Origin of the sequence: Streptomyces sp. NPDC102270 (genome assembly GCF_044766405.1) — a bacterium.
GTDB lineage: Bacteria > Actinomycetota > Actinomycetes > Streptomycetales > Streptomycetaceae > Streptomyces.
On record NZ_JBIWLX010000029.1, the window covers coordinates 25,416 to 37,857 of the forward strand.

Annotated in this window: 12 protein-coding genes; 4 read left to right on the forward strand and 8 right to left on the reverse strand. The window is 71.4% G+C overall.

Features of this window, described 5'->3' with window-relative positions; translation table 11 throughout:
• From ACIRP7_RS41285 to ACIRP7_RS41295, 3 genes are read left to right on the forward strand one after another with little or no spacing between them, the layout of a single operon-like run.
• Positions 1 to 360 (forward strand): hypothetical protein, encoded by a 360-nt coding sequence (locus ACIRP7_RS41285; protein ID WP_352386947.1) that lies wholly within the window; start codon positions 1 to 3, stop codon positions 358 to 360.
• Positions 357 to 2,069, forward strand: a complete 1,713-nt coding sequence (locus ACIRP7_RS41290; protein ID WP_403670825.1) for a cation acetate symporter — start codon at positions 357 to 359, stop codon at positions 2,067 to 2,069. Before ACIRP7_RS41285 ends, ACIRP7_RS41290 begins: the two co-directional genes overlap by 4 nt.
• A complete protein-coding gene (locus ACIRP7_RS41295) occupies positions 2,066 to 3,271 on the forward strand; it encodes a sensor histidine kinase (RefSeq protein ID WP_403670827.1) in 1,206 nt (401 codons plus the stop codon). Before ACIRP7_RS41290 ends, ACIRP7_RS41295 begins: the two co-directional genes overlap by 4 nt.
• A gap of 3 nt (positions 3,272 to 3,274) precedes the next feature.
• Here ACIRP7_RS41295 and ACIRP7_RS41300 read toward each other — a convergent pair whose 3' ends face one another.
• The 7 genes from ACIRP7_RS41300 to ACIRP7_RS41330 form a co-directional block, all read right to left on the reverse strand.
• Complete coding sequence (locus ACIRP7_RS41300; protein ID WP_389995925.1) at positions 3,275 to 3,451, reverse strand: hypothetical protein; 177 nt, start codon at positions 3,449 to 3,451, stop codon at positions 3,275 to 3,277.
• A gap of 13 nt (positions 3,452 to 3,464) precedes the next feature.
• Positions 3,465 to 5,288, reverse strand: coding sequence for a septum formation family protein (locus ACIRP7_RS41305; protein ID WP_403670830.1), 1,824 nt, complete (start codon positions 5,286 to 5,288; stop codon positions 3,465 to 3,467).
• Positions 5,289 to 5,315: 27 nt separating this feature from the next.
• A complete protein-coding gene (locus ACIRP7_RS41310) occupies positions 5,316 to 6,680 on the reverse strand; it encodes a DUF6777 domain-containing protein (RefSeq protein ID WP_403670832.1) in 1,365 nt (454 codons plus the stop codon).
• Positions 6,681 to 6,748: 68 nt separating this feature from the next.
• The gene (locus tag ACIRP7_RS41315) at positions 6,749 to 7,699 is read right to left on the reverse strand and encodes a cytochrome c oxidase assembly protein (protein WP_403670835.1); all 951 of its coding nucleotides are present in this window, start codon (positions 7,697 to 7,699) and stop codon (positions 6,749 to 6,751) included.
• Positions 7,700 to 7,802: 103 nt separating this feature from the next.
• Complete coding sequence (locus ACIRP7_RS41320; RefSeq protein WP_403670837.1) at positions 7,803 to 8,828, reverse strand: 6-phosphofructokinase; 1,026 nt, start codon at positions 8,826 to 8,828, stop codon at positions 7,803 to 7,805.
• Between the two features lie 197 nt (positions 8,829 to 9,025).
• The gene (locus ACIRP7_RS41325; RefSeq protein ID WP_403670839.1) at positions 9,026 to 9,754 is read right to left on the reverse strand and encodes a type 1 glutamine amidotransferase; all 729 of its coding nucleotides are present in this window, start codon (positions 9,752 to 9,754) and stop codon (positions 9,026 to 9,028) included.
• Positions 9,755 to 9,768: 14 nt separating this feature from the next.
• The gene (locus ACIRP7_RS41330; protein WP_352386929.1) at positions 9,769 to 11,007 is read right to left on the reverse strand and encodes a MurT ligase domain-containing protein; all 1,239 of its coding nucleotides are present in this window, start codon (positions 11,005 to 11,007) and stop codon (positions 9,769 to 9,771) included.
• Between the two features lie 112 nt (positions 11,008 to 11,119).
• Here ACIRP7_RS41330 and def point away from each other — a divergent pair, with 112 nt between their 5' ends.
• A complete protein-coding gene (gene def, locus ACIRP7_RS41335) occupies positions 11,120 to 11,665 on the forward strand; it encodes a peptide deformylase (RefSeq protein WP_403670843.1) in 546 nt (181 codons plus the stop codon).
• Positions 11,666 to 11,755: 90 nt separating this feature from the next.
• Here the strand turns inward: def and ACIRP7_RS41340 are convergent, their stop codons facing one another.
• The gene (locus ACIRP7_RS41340) at positions 11,756 to 12,400 is read right to left on the reverse strand and encodes a TetR family transcriptional regulator (RefSeq protein ID WP_403670845.1); all 645 of its coding nucleotides are present in this window, start codon (positions 12,398 to 12,400) and stop codon (positions 11,756 to 11,758) included.
• Positions 12,401 to 12,442: the final 42 nt, after the last annotated feature.

Consider the following 12,442-nt stretch of genomic DNA (forward strand, 5'->3'; position numbering starts at 1 on the left):
ATGCCCCAGGACCCCGTGGAGCGCCGGGTCGTCGTCACCGGGCCGCCCCGCCGCGGCCGCCCCGCCTCCGGCTACTACCGGCCGCGCACCGAGATCGACGAACAGACCACCCTCGGCCACACCTACGTCCGCTCCCTGATGCGCACCCAACTGCGCGCCGCCCTCGCGGTGTTCGCCTTCCTCGGACTGCTCATCGGCCCGCTCCCGCTGCTCTTCGCGGCCATGCCGGACGCCCACCGCCTCGAATGGGCCGTCCTCGGCTTCGGCCTCTACGTCCCGATGGTCCTGCTGGCCCGCTGGTACGTGCGCCGCGCGGAGCGCAACGAACGGGACTTCGTGCGCCTGGTCGAGGACCGATGAACCCCAGCTACTCGGTACCGGCCGTCGCCCTGGTGGTCGTGGCGACCGTCCTCGTCGGCGCCTTCGGCCTGCGCATCTCCCGCACCACCTCCGACTTCTACGTCGCCTCCCGCACCGTCGGCCCCCGCCTCAACGCGGCCGCCATCAGCGGCGAGTACCTCTCCGCCGCCTCCTTCCTCGGCATCGCGGGCCTGGTCCTCGTCCAGGGCCCCGACATGCTCTGGTACCCGGTGGGCTACACGGCCGGCTATCTCGTCCTGCTCCTGTTCGTCGCCGCCCCGCTGCGCCGCTCCGGTGCCTACACGCTGCCCGACTTCGCCGAGGCCCGGCTCGCCTCGCAGGCCGTACGACGGCTCGCGGGCGCCTTCGTCGTCGGCGTCGGCTGGCTCTACCTGCTGCCCCAACTCCAGGGCGCCGGGCTGACGTTGACCGTGCTCACCGGGGCACCCCAGTGGCTCGGCGGGGTGATCGTCGCGGCCGTCGTGGTCGCCACCGTCGCCGCGGGCGGCATGCGCAGCATCACCTTCGTCCAGGCCTTCCAGTACTGGCTCAAACTCACCGCCCTGCTCGTCCCCGCCCTCTTCCTCATCCTCGCCTGGCAGGGCGACGGCGCCCCCAGCCACGCCTTCGAGGAACCGGCGGCCTTCCGCGAACAACGGGTCGTCCGCGTCGACTCCACCCTCGACCTCACACTGGACAGCCCCCTGACCGTCACGGTCACCGGCACGGTCGACGGCCGCCCGCACGACGACCAGAGGCTCCGACTCCCCACCGGCACCCACCACATCGAGCGGGGCACCCGCCTCACCTTCGCCAAGGGCACCACGGTCCCCACCGCCGACCGCGGCACCAGCGACGGCATGTCGACCTCCCTCGCCGCGGGCCGCGAGGACCGGCCCCTGTACGCCACGTACGGACTGATTCTCGCCACCTTCCTCGGCACCATGGGCCTGCCGCACGTGGTCGTGCGCTTCTACACCAGCCCGCACGGCGTCGCCGCCCGCCGCACCACGGTCGCCGTCCTCGGCCTGATCGGCTGCTTCTATCTCCTGCCCCCGGTCTACGGCGCCCTCGGCCGCCTGTACGCCCCCGAACTCACCCTCACCGGCGACGCCGACGCGGCCGTTCTGCTGCTCCCTGAGCGCATGATCGGCGGGCTCGGCGGTGACCTCCTGGGCGCCCTGGTGGCGGGCGGCGCCTTCGCCGCGTTCCTGTCCACGGCCTCCGGACTCACCATGGCCGTGGCCGGCGTGCTCACCCAGGACGTCCTGCCGTCACGCGGCGTACGGCACTTCCGGCTCGGCACGGTCCTCGCGATGTGCGTGCCGCTCGCGGCGAGCGTCCTGGTCGGCGGGCTGCCCGTCGCCGACGCGGTCGGGCTCGCCTTCGCCGTCTCCGCGTCCTCCTTCTGCCCGCTGCTCGTGCTCGGCATCTGGTGGCGGCGGCTCACCCCGCCCGGCGCCGCCGCGGGCATGCTGGTCGGCGGCGGCTCCGCCTTCCTCGCCGTGGCCGCGACCATGGCCGGCTTCCCGGCCGGCGGCCCGCTGCACGCCCTGCTCGCCTGGCCCGCGCTCTGGTCGGTGCCGCTCGGCTTCCTCACCATGGTGCTGGTCTCCCTGGCCACCGCGGGCCGGGTACCGGCCGGCACGGCGGCGATCCTGGCCCGCTTCCACCTGCCCGAAGAGCTGCGGGCGGAGGTGAAGACATGAGCGGATTCCTGGCCGGGCTGTGCGTGGCGATCCTCCCGCTGCTGGCCGCCGGGTTCTGGCTCGGCCGGCGCACGGCCCGCCCACAGAACCTGGGCGGCCTCGGCACCCCCGTCGAACACGCCACCTTCGAGACCCTGCACACCGCCTCCCTGGCGGCGCCCCCGCTGCGGGCAGGCCTGACGGAGGAGACCGCCCGCAAGTCGGCCCGCAGACTGCGCTCACTGCTCGGTACGGACGCGCTGTGCCTCACCGACCAGAAACAGGTCCTGGTCTGGGACGGCGTCGGCGGCCACCACCGCACCGAGATCATGGAACGCCTCGCCGGCCCGCTGGAGACCGGCCGCGGCGAGGCCTTCCCGCTCACCTGCGACACACCCGACTGCCCGGTCCGCTGGGCGGTCGTCGCCCCGCTCACCGTCGACGACCGCGTCCACGGCACCCTGGTCGCCTGTGCGCCCCGCGAGTCGGCCGTCCTGGTCCGTGCGGCCGGAGAGGTCGCCCGGTGGGTGAGCGTCCAGCTGGAGTTGGCGGACCTGGACCAGTCCCGCACCCGGCTGATCGAGGCCGAGATCAAGGCACTTCGGGCCCAGATCTCCCCGCACTTCATCTTCAACTCGCTCGCGGTGATCGCCAGCTTCGTCCGCACCGACCCCGAACGCGCCCGCGAACTGCTCCTCGAATTCGCCGACTTCACCCGCTACTCGTTCCGCAGGCACGGTGACTTCACCACCCTCGCCGACGAACTCCACGCCATCGACCACTATTTGGCGCTGGTGCGGGCACGCTTCGGCGACCGCCTCTCCGTCACCCTGCAGATCGCCCCGGAGGTACTGCCGGTCGCCCTGCCGTTCCTGTGCCTGCAGCCGCTCGTCGAGAACGCCATCAAGCACGGCCTGGAGGGCAAGACCGACAAGTGCCGGCTCCAGATCACCGCGCAGGACACCGGCGCCGAGGCCCTCGTCGTCATCGAGGACGACGGCGCCGGAATGGACCCGGTCCTGCTCCGCCGTATCCTCGCCGGCGAGGTCAGCCCCTCGGGCGGCATCGGACTGTCCAACGTCGACGACCGGCTCCGCCAGGTGTACGGCGACTCCTACGGCCTCGTCATCGAGACGGCCGTGGGCGCGGGCATGAAGATCACCGCCCGGCTGCCCAAGTACCAGCCGGGCGTGCACTCTGCGGGCCGTCTCACGGACGGCTGAAGGTCAGGTACTGCTGGTGGCCACCATGCCGAGGGTGATCAGGCCCAGCACGACCCAGCCGAACCACAGCCAGCCGTTGCTGCCGAGCGCCACCGTGTAGGCGGTCACCGCGACGAGACCGCCGACGGTGAGCACCCCCATCGTCCGGGTCGAGCCATCCGTGGAACCGCTACCGGGCATCGCAACACCCTCCTCAGGATTCGTCCCCCTCCATGGTGCCCCCGTTCTGCCTGCGCACGGTGCAGACGACGAAATGTGTGCCGCTCTTCCAGGGGCCCTCACTGGTCCAGGAGCCCGCCGTGTACACGGACGGATCGAAGCCGTAGTCGGCCGGCGGCACGTCACGCGCGCACGCCGTGTCCGACTCGGTCCGCGCCTCGGACAGCGTGACGTCGGGGTCCAGTCGGGTGAATCCGAGCACTTCCTCGTCGTGGGAGCCCTCGCAGGAGACCAGCCGGGCGTCCCGGTTGGTGCGTACGTCCAGGCAGTCCCGCCGTTGCATGGTCGCCGTGTCCGTGAACCCCGAGCCCAGCCTGCGACGGGTGCCGATCGGCCCGTACACCGGCCCGTTCCCGCCCAGCACCAGGCACGCGGTACGCCGTCCCGCGGTCTCGAACCCCCCGTCGGTCGGTACGACGGCCTGACTGCGGACGTCCGCGAGCCGCTCCCGGACCTCCCGCGTCCGCTCCTCGCACTTCGCCGCCCCCGTCCGCCGCGCCTCGTCCGCCGACGCGGCCGCGGCGAACGCCACCACCTGACCGTCCGGGGCTGTGCCACAGGTGGGGTCCAGCCGCAGCCGGGGTGTCCCCCGGAACCGCTCCGACCCCGGCCAGTCGGCGATCACGCAGTCGCCGTCCCGCAGCGGCTTCGCCAGCCCGACCGTCTCGCCGTACGGCTGCCGCGAGCCCTGGTGACCGCCCTCGCCGTCCGGGGACCGGTCGGCCATGGCGTACCACACACCGCCCAGGGCCAGCAGCAGCCCGAGACCGCAGGCGAGGACGGCCCGCAGGGCGTGCGAGCGCTCCCGCCGCCTGCGGCCGCCCTGCGGCGGCAGGTGTCCGTTCGGAGGCGGCCCGGTGGACGGCACCCGCACCTCCGCCCAGGGCGGCTGGGAACCGAGGTCGGTCTGCGTCCGGACGTACGGCTCGGGCTGCGGTGTCACGATCCGCGACAGCGCGGCCTCCGCCTGTGCCGCCGACAGCCGCCGCCCGGGGTCCTTCGTGAGCAGCGCCTGCAGTACGGGGCCCAGCGCACCGGCGCGCACGGCGGGCCGCGGCTCCTCCATGACCACCGCGGTCACCTCGGCCAGATGCGAGTCCCGCTCGAAGGGACCCACGCCCTCCACCGCGTGGTACAGCGTGCAGCCCAGTGAGAACAGGTCGGCGGCCGGGGTGGGCGTGCCGCCCGTGGCCCGCTCCGGCGCCAGATAGCCCGCCGTGCCCACCAGCACCGAGGCCAGCGTGTACCGGGTCTCCCCGGCGTCCGGCTGCACGGAGATGCCGTAGTCGGTGAGCAGGACGCGTCCGTACGGCGATCCCGCGCGGTCCGGCGCCAGCAGGATGTTCGCCGGCTTCACGTCCCTGTGCAGCACGCCCCGCTGGTGCCCGGCGGTCAGCGCGTCCAGCACGGCGAGGCCGACGCGGGCGCACTCCGCCGGGGCGAGCGGTCCCCGGGAGTCGACCAGGTCACGCAGGTCCACCGCGTCCGCCACGTACTCCATGACGATCCAGGGCAGCCCCTCGTGCTCCAGCACGTCGTGCACGGTCGCCACGTGCGGGTGGCCGCGCAGCCCCGCCGCGTGCCGGGCCTCCGCGCGGGCCCGCGCCACCCGGGCCTCCCGCTCGCCCGCCTCCAGCGGGTCCCGGAACACGATCTCCTTGAGCGCGACCTCGCAGGCGAGTCTCTGGTCGTGGGCGAGCCACACATGACCCATGCCGCCGCTGCCGAGCGGGTTCAGCAGCAGATACCGGCCGGCGATGACCCGGCCCACTCCCGACGTCGGTGATCCTGAAGGCATCCGGTGACTCCCCGGTTCTGCGGGACGCTACGTGGCGACGGCGGTGCTCGGTCCGTCGCCGGCGGGCTCACTGGTGGCAGGCCCGCTCGTCGCCGGCTGACTGGTGGCCGGCCCCGATGTCGCGGGTGCACTGGTCGTCGACGGAGGCGGCGGTGGCGGCGGTGGCGGCGGAGGGGGCGCGCTGCTGGTGACCGGGGCGCCGGTCGACGGCGAGCCGGTCGAGGGCGCTGGGCTCGGCCGGCTGCTCGACTTCTCGGGCGACGGCGAGCCGGGAGCCGTACTCGACGAAGGCGGTGACGACTGCGGTGGTGAGGAGGACGCCCCGGGCCGGCCGCGGGACGAACCCGACGACGGTGGTGTGCTCGTGGGCGGAGTCCTCGGCCCGGAGGACGTCGGCGGGGGAGTGGTCGTGGGTGTCGTGGGTCCGCTCGTCCCGTCGAACCCACTCGTGCCGCCCCCGGCCACGGACAGCATCACGTATCGCCCGAACGGCAGCTCCGTCCCCGCGGGCGGATCGGTCGCCGTGACCTTCGCTCCCTCGGGCGGTGCCCCCTGCCCGGCGTACCCGGCCGCCAGCCCGGCGCCGATCAGCTCCCGACGGGCCTGGGCGAAGCTCCTCCCGGCGAGGTGCGGCACCGTGCGCCGCTTCTCGGCGTTGAAGGCGGTGTCCCTCTCACCGGTGGTGCCGACCGGACGGTTGATGCCGCGGGCGGGTTCCTGGACGTCCACGAGAGCGACCCGTTCCAGTTTCCGCGCCGCGGGCTTCACGGCCACCACCGAATCGCGCTCGTATCCCGCCCACTTCTTGTTGCCGTCCTCGAACTGGACGGAAATCCGGCCGGTGTCATCTTCGAAGGGCCGCAGTGGATTTCCACACGAGCACTTCACAGCCGGAAGCCCTTGTTCATCGACGAGAATCGCGATTCCCGCCTGCAGCAAGGAGTTGTACGGGACGGCCTTTTCCTTCTTGTAGTCGTGGTTCTTGACGAGAGTGTCGTGACGCAACAGAACCGGTGTGAGCCGATCCAGATATTCCGGTATCCCGTCCGTGCCGATGTTCAGGACGTCGGCCCACGCCTGTGCCTTTTGGTGATTCCTGGGATCGGTGAGGAATCGCTCGAGTTTGACGACGTCACAGATGGTCGGTTGCTTGCTGCCGCCGTACAGGCCGGGCGTGTCCCCCCGCTGGAGACTTCCCTGGACGGGCTGCGACCGCACGGTCGCGGCGTCCTTGCCCAGGCCGCTGTTCTCCTCGAAGAACGGCGCGAGCGAGGGCACGCCGACGGCGGCCGCCTTCACCACGGTCAGTGGATTTCCCTTGTCGCAGCCGCTCAGCAGCAGCGAGAAAATCGCCAGCAAGGCGATCCTGTGCATAAATGCGCGAAGTGTCATGACCGCTCCCCCCGGCGGTTCCCCCAACGCGCTTCATGCTACTGAATGCTCCGGAAAGGCGAAGCCCTTCAACGCTCGCGGGTGCTCAATGAGGCCAAATACGCGTTGTATGCCTCGAGTTCCTTGTCGCCGTCCCGGTCGGCGGCCCGGTCCGTGCGCTTGGCCTGCCGCTGTTCGGAGCCGTACCACTGGAACAGCAGTGCGATCAGTACGAGTACGGAGGGAATCTCACTGAACGCCCAGGCGATACCGCCGGCGTAGTTCTGGTCGGAGAGCGCGTCGATGCCGAGCGAGGCGGGCGGGTTCTTGAACGTCTCCACCATGGGCTCGGACGCCATCATCAGCGCGATGCCGAAGAACGCGTGGAACGGCATCCCCGCGAACAGCTCCAGCATCCGCATCAGATACCCGGGCCGCTGCGGCCCCGGATCGACGCCGATGATCGGCCAGAAGAAGACGACACCGACGGCGAGGAAGTGCACCATCATCGCGACGTGCCCGGTCTTCGAGCCCATCAGGAAGTCGAAGATCGGCGTGAAATAGAGGCCGTACAGGCTCGCGATGAACAGCGGGATGGTGAACGCCGGATGCGTGATGATCCGCATGTACCGGCTGTGCAGCAGGGCGAGCAACAGCTCGCGGGGCCCCTTGTGCCCCCTGCCCGCGACGGGCAGTGCCCGCAGGGCCAGGGTGACCGGGGCGCCGAGCAGGATGAGGATCGGTGACAGCATGCTGATGACCATGTGCTGCACCATGTGCACGCTGAACATGACCATCCCGTAGTCGTTCAGCTTGGTGCACATCATCAGCCCGATGGTGAGCACACCGACCACATAGGAAACGGTCCGTCCCACGGACCACGAGTCGCCCCGCCGGCGCAGCCGCACGACTCCCCACGCGTACAGACCGAGCGCGAGGAGGCAGGCGACGAGGAAGAAGGGGTCGGCCGACCACTGAAGCCCTCGTCCCAGCGTGAACGGCGGCAGGTCGAGCGTCATGCCGTGCCCGCTGTGGTCCATCGCGGCGGCTCCTGATTCGTGGGGGTTGTGCAAGTCTGTCCGCACCCAGACTAAGACTGCCCCCGGTCGCCTCCGGGACCGGGGCCCACCACCGCGGTACGGCCTACAGCACGCACTCCGCCTCGGCGTACCGGTCCTCCGGCACCGTCTTCAACGTCTCGACCGCCTCCGCGAGCGACACCATCACGATGTCCGTCCCCCGCAGAGCGGTCATGTGACCGAACTCCCCGCGGTGCACGGCCTCCACCGCGTGCCAGCCGAACCGGGTGGCCAGCACCCTGTCGTAGGCGGTCGGCGTACCGCCGCGCTGCACATGCCCGAGGATGACCGGCCGGGCTTCCTTCCCCAGCCGCTCCTCCAGCTCGATCGACAGCTGGCGGGCGATCCCGGCGAAGCGCTCGTGCCCGTAGATGTCCTTGGCACCCTCGTCGAAGGCCATGGAGCCGGGCGCCGGCTTGGCGCCCTCCGCGGCGACGACGATCGCGAACCGCTTCCCGGCCTCGAACCGCTCACCGACCCGCCGGGCCAACTCCTCGATGTCGAAGGGACGCTCCGGTACGACGATGGCGTGCGCGCCGGCCGCCATCCCGGAGTGCAGCGCTATCCAGCCGGTGTGCCGCCCCATGACCTCGACGACGAGCACCCGCTGGTGGGACTCGGCGGTGGTCTTCAGCCGGTCGAGCGCCTCGGTCGCGACACCGACGGCCGTGTCGAACCCGAAGGTGACGTCCGTGACCGCGATGTCGTTGTCGATCGTCTTGGGCACGCCCACGATCGGCAGTCCGGCGTCCGACATCAGCCGGGCCGCCTTGAGCGTGCCCTCACCGCCGATGGGGATGATCGCGTCGAGCCCGAGCTCCTCGACATGCCCCCTGGCCCGCTCCACGCCGTCCCGCAGATGCGAGGGCTGGACCCGGGAGGAGCCGAGGATCGTGCCGCCGCGGGCCAGGATGCCGCCCACCGCGTCGAGGTCGAGCTTGAGGTAGTCGCACTCCAGGAGGCCCTTCCAGCCGTCCCGGAAGCCGATGACCTCGTCGCCGTGGTCGACGACGGCACGGTGCACGACGGACCGGATGACGGCGTTCAGGCCGGGGCAGTCGCCGCCGGACGTGAGGACACCAATGCGCATAGCCGCGGGAACCTTCTCAGCGAGGAAACGTGGCACGGGTCCGGACCACGCTGTCCGGCTCGAACCCCGCCACCCTAGCGGCAGGAGGGGGCGGGGCCGAAGAACGCGTCCGCCTGCTGGACGGCCCCGCTCACCTGTGCGGACTCGTCGTCAGACGGGCTGGTGACAAACGCCTGGAACCCAGGTGAACTTCCCGGTCAGGCGGGCTGCTGAGCGGCCGTGATGCGCTCGTTGCGCAGGGCCTCGTACCAGCGGTCGTCGGTCGGCGGCAGCGCGTTCACGTCGAGGGCCAGCTTCAGCAGCAGGTCGGCGATGAGCGGGTTGCGCGCGAGGACGGGTCCGTGCATGTAAGTACCGAAGACCGTGTCGTTGTACGCCCCCTCCGTACCGTCCCCGGTGCCGTTGCCCTTGCCGAGGCGGACGTTGGCGAAGGGGCGGGCGGTGGGGCCCAGGTGGGTGACGCCCTGGTGGTTCTCGAAGCCGGTCAGCGGGGGCAGGCTAAGGCGCGGGTCGATGTCGGCGAGCACGTCACCGACGCAGCGCTCGCCCTCACCGCGCACCGAGACCACGTCGAGCAGGCCGAGGCCGGGCTCGCGCTGGCCGAGGTCATTGATGAACTCGTGGCCGAGGATCTGGTAGCCGGCGCACACCGAGAAGACGATCGCGCCGTTGCCGACGGCCCGGTGCAGACCGCCGTCCCGGCGCAGCCGCTCGGCCGCCAGCCGCTGGGGCCGGTCCTCGCCGCCGCCGATCAGGTAGATGTCGCCGGAGGTGGGGATCGGCTGGTCGCTGCGCACGTCCAGACGGGCCACGTCGAGGCCGCGCTGGCGGGCCCGGCGCTCGATGACGAGGGCGTTGCCCTGGTCGCCGTAGGTGCTGAGCAGGTCGGGGTAGATCCAGACGATCCGCAGTTGGTTGTCGCTCACAAAAGTCCCCTGAGTCAGTTGCCGACGCGGCGGCGCAGGTCCTGGAAGGCGGTGTAGTTCGCGATGACCTCGATGCGGCCCGGCGGGCTCATCGACACGGCCTGGTCGAGGTTGTCGCAGACCTGGAAGTTCTGGTTCGCGACCTCCAGGCGCACCGCGAGGTCCAGCTTCCGGTCACCGATCACGCAGATCGGGTGGCCGGTGAGCCGGGTGTAGTCGACGTCCCACAGCCAGGAGGTGTCGGTGCCGTCGGCGCCGCGGGCGTTGACGGAGAGGATCACCGGGGTCGGCGGCGGGTCGATCAGGCTGAACGTCTCGAGCCAGCCGGCCGGGTTCTTCGCGAGCAGCAGTCGCAGGTCGCGCTGCTGGAACTGGACCACGTCGTAGCGGCCGGCCACGGCCTGCACCTGGTACATGCGTTCCAGGGCGACCTGCGGCGGCACACCGAAGACGGCGGCGACGGCCGCGGAGGAGGCGGCGTTGGCCTTGTTGGCGCGGCCGGGCAGCTGGAGGTGGATCGGCCAGGCGGAGCCGTGCGGGTCGAGCACATGGTCACCGGACAGGGCCCAGCTGGGCGTCGGCCGCCGGAAGCCGCACTCGCCGCAGAACCAGTCGTCGCCCGGGCGCTGCATCACGCCGCCGCAGGACGGGCAGGACCAGGCGTCGTCCTTCCACATCTGCCCGGCGGCGACCCAGATGACGTTGGGGGAGGAGGAGGCGGCCCATACGACGAGCGGGTCGTCGGCGTTGGCGACGACGACGGCCTTCGAACCCGCGAGGCCCTCGCGCCAGTTCTCGGCGAGCATGCGGGTCTCGGCGGCGCGGTCGAGCTGGTCGCGGGAGAGGTTCAGCAGGGCGATGCACTTGGGGTCGGTGTCCCGGGCCACGCCCGCCAGGTACTTCTCGTCGACCTCGATGACGCCGTACCGGGCGTCCGAGCCACCGGCGAGCGCCGAGGTGATGCCGGCGGGCATGTTGGCGCCGAGGGCGTTGGAGACGACGGGCCCGGCGGCGCCCAGCGCCTCCGCGATCAGACGAGTCGTGGTCGTCTTCCCGTTGGTCGCCGAGACGAGGACGACGTCCAGGTGCTGGGCGAGCCGGGCAAGGAGGTCGGGGTCGAGTTTGAGGGCCACCTTGCCGCCGATGACCGAACCGCTGCCGCGACCCGCGGCCCGGGATGCCGCCGCGACGGCCTTGCCCGCCGTCACGGCCAGCTTGGCCCGCGGCGAGAGCGGGTCCGAGTTGCCTGTCATCAGATCTCGATCCTCCTTGCGTACGCGCCGCGCCTCAGCCTCCGGCCACGTGGTGTGGACCTCAGCCTATCGAGATCCGTAGGCACTCCCGAATCGCCGTACCCTTGCGGCCATGCGAAACGGCTCCATTCCGGGCACACGAGGGCGCGTCCGCGCGGTCACCCTGCTCGGCACCCCGGTGTTGCACACACCCTGCGAGGACGTCACGGACTTCGGCCCCGAACTGGCGACCCTGGTGGAGGACTTGTTCGCGACGATGTACGCGGCCGAGGGCGTGGGCCTCGCCGCCAACCAGATCGGGGTGCCGTTGCGTGTCTTCGTCTACGACTGCCCGGACGACGAGGAGGTCCGCCACCTGGGACATGTGGTGAACCCACGCCTGGTGGAGACGGACGGTGTGGTGCTGAGGGGCCCCGAGGGCTGCCTGTCGTTGCCGGGCCTGGAGGCGGGGACCGAACGCCACGACCACGCGGTGGTGGAGGGGTTCACGGCGACGGGCGAGCCGGTCACGGTCCAGGGGACAGGGTTTTTCGCCCGTTGCCTTCAACACGAGTGCGACCACTTGGCGGGCGAGACCTACGCGGACCGCGTGACGGGTTGGCGCCATCGCAGACTGCTGAGACAAGTGGCCCGGAGTTCCTGGCGCAGGGGTAGCTGAACCTGCTCAGGGGCGCGGGGCTGTATCAATGTGCGGCTCCGCCGCGTGGGCGCGACAAGCCCCCGCTCACCCGCAGCCGCACAACAACCGTCAGAACCCCGGACCCCCCACCCTGTCCCCCGCGGCCGCAAGCCGCCCCCACAACAGGTCCGCCAGGCTCCGCACCAACTCCGCCCGCGGGCAGGGCCGTTCACCCAGCCACCAGTCACCCGCCGCATACATCATCCCGACGATCCCGTGCCCCCACACCCGGGCCAGCAGCTGACTCCCGGGCCCGAGATCGAGCCGGTCCTCGATGACCTGCCCCAACTCTTCACCCATCCTGCGCAGCAGGGGCGCGGAATGCTGACCGACGTCGAACCCCTGGTCCCCGGTCTGCCCCCCCTCGGCGGGGTGCATCAGGAACCGGTACACCTGAGGCCGGGCCTCGATCGCGGCGAGGTACGTGTCCAACGTGGCCTCGACCCGCTCACGCCGGTCCGCCGGAGCGTCCAGTGCCGCCCGCAGCGAGTCCAGCAGGGCGTCGGTGTGCCGCTTGGCAAGTGCAGCGTAAAGTCCTCCCTTGTCGCCGAAGTGCCGATACAGAATCGGCTTGGTGATGCCGGCTTCCGCGGCGATGGCGTTCATGGAGGCATGCGGGCCGTCGCGCAGCACCACTCTGTCCGCGGCCTCCAGCAGCTCGCGCCGACGGCGGTCGGCGGACCGCTGCTGATCGGTCCGCTGTGTGGTGTCCATGAGCTCTCCCCACCCGTGCTGAATCGGTAACGCCTGCGCAAA

What these genes read in the sequence shown, in the direction of transcription:
- ACIRP7_RS41285 (WP_352386947.1), top strand. Translation starts at nt 1, where the DNA reads ATGCCCCAGGACCCCGTGGAGCGCCGGGTCGTCGTCACCGGGCCGCCC.
- ACIRP7_RS41290 (WP_403670825.1), top strand. Translation starts at nt 357, where the DNA reads ATGAACCCCAGCTACTCGGTACCGGCCGTCGCCCTGGTGGTCGTGGCG.
- ACIRP7_RS41295 (WP_403670827.1), top strand. Translation starts at nt 2,066, where the DNA reads ATGAGCGGATTCCTGGCCGGGCTGTGCGTGGCGATCCTCCCGCTGCTG.
- ACIRP7_RS41300 (WP_389995925.1), bottom strand. Translation starts at nt 3,451, where the DNA reads ATGCCCGGTAGCGGTTCCACGGATGGCTCGACCCGGACGATGGGGGTG.
- ACIRP7_RS41305 (WP_403670830.1), bottom strand. Translation starts at nt 5,288, where the DNA reads ATGCCTTCAGGATCACCGACGTCGGGAGTGGGCCGGGTCATCGCCGGC.
- ACIRP7_RS41310 (WP_403670832.1), bottom strand. Translation starts at nt 6,680, where the DNA reads ATGACACTTCGCGCATTTATGCACAGGATCGCCTTGCTGGCGATTTTC.
- ACIRP7_RS41315 (WP_403670835.1), bottom strand. Translation starts at nt 7,699, where the DNA reads ATGGACCACAGCGGGCACGGCATGACGCTCGACCTGCCGCCGTTCACG.
- ACIRP7_RS41320 (WP_403670837.1), bottom strand. Translation starts at nt 8,828, where the DNA reads ATGCGCATTGGTGTCCTCACGTCCGGCGGCGACTGCCCCGGCCTGAAC.
- ACIRP7_RS41330 (WP_352386929.1), bottom strand. Translation starts at nt 11,007, where the DNA reads ATGACAGGCAACTCGGACCCGCTCTCGCCGCGGGCCAAGCTGGCCGTG.
- def (WP_403670843.1), top strand. Translation starts at nt 11,120, where the DNA reads ATGCGAAACGGCTCCATTCCGGGCACACGAGGGCGCGTCCGCGCGGTC.
- ACIRP7_RS41340 (WP_403670845.1), bottom strand. Translation starts at nt 12,400, where the DNA reads ATGGACACCACACAGCGGACCGATCAGCAGCGGTCCGCCGACCGCCGT.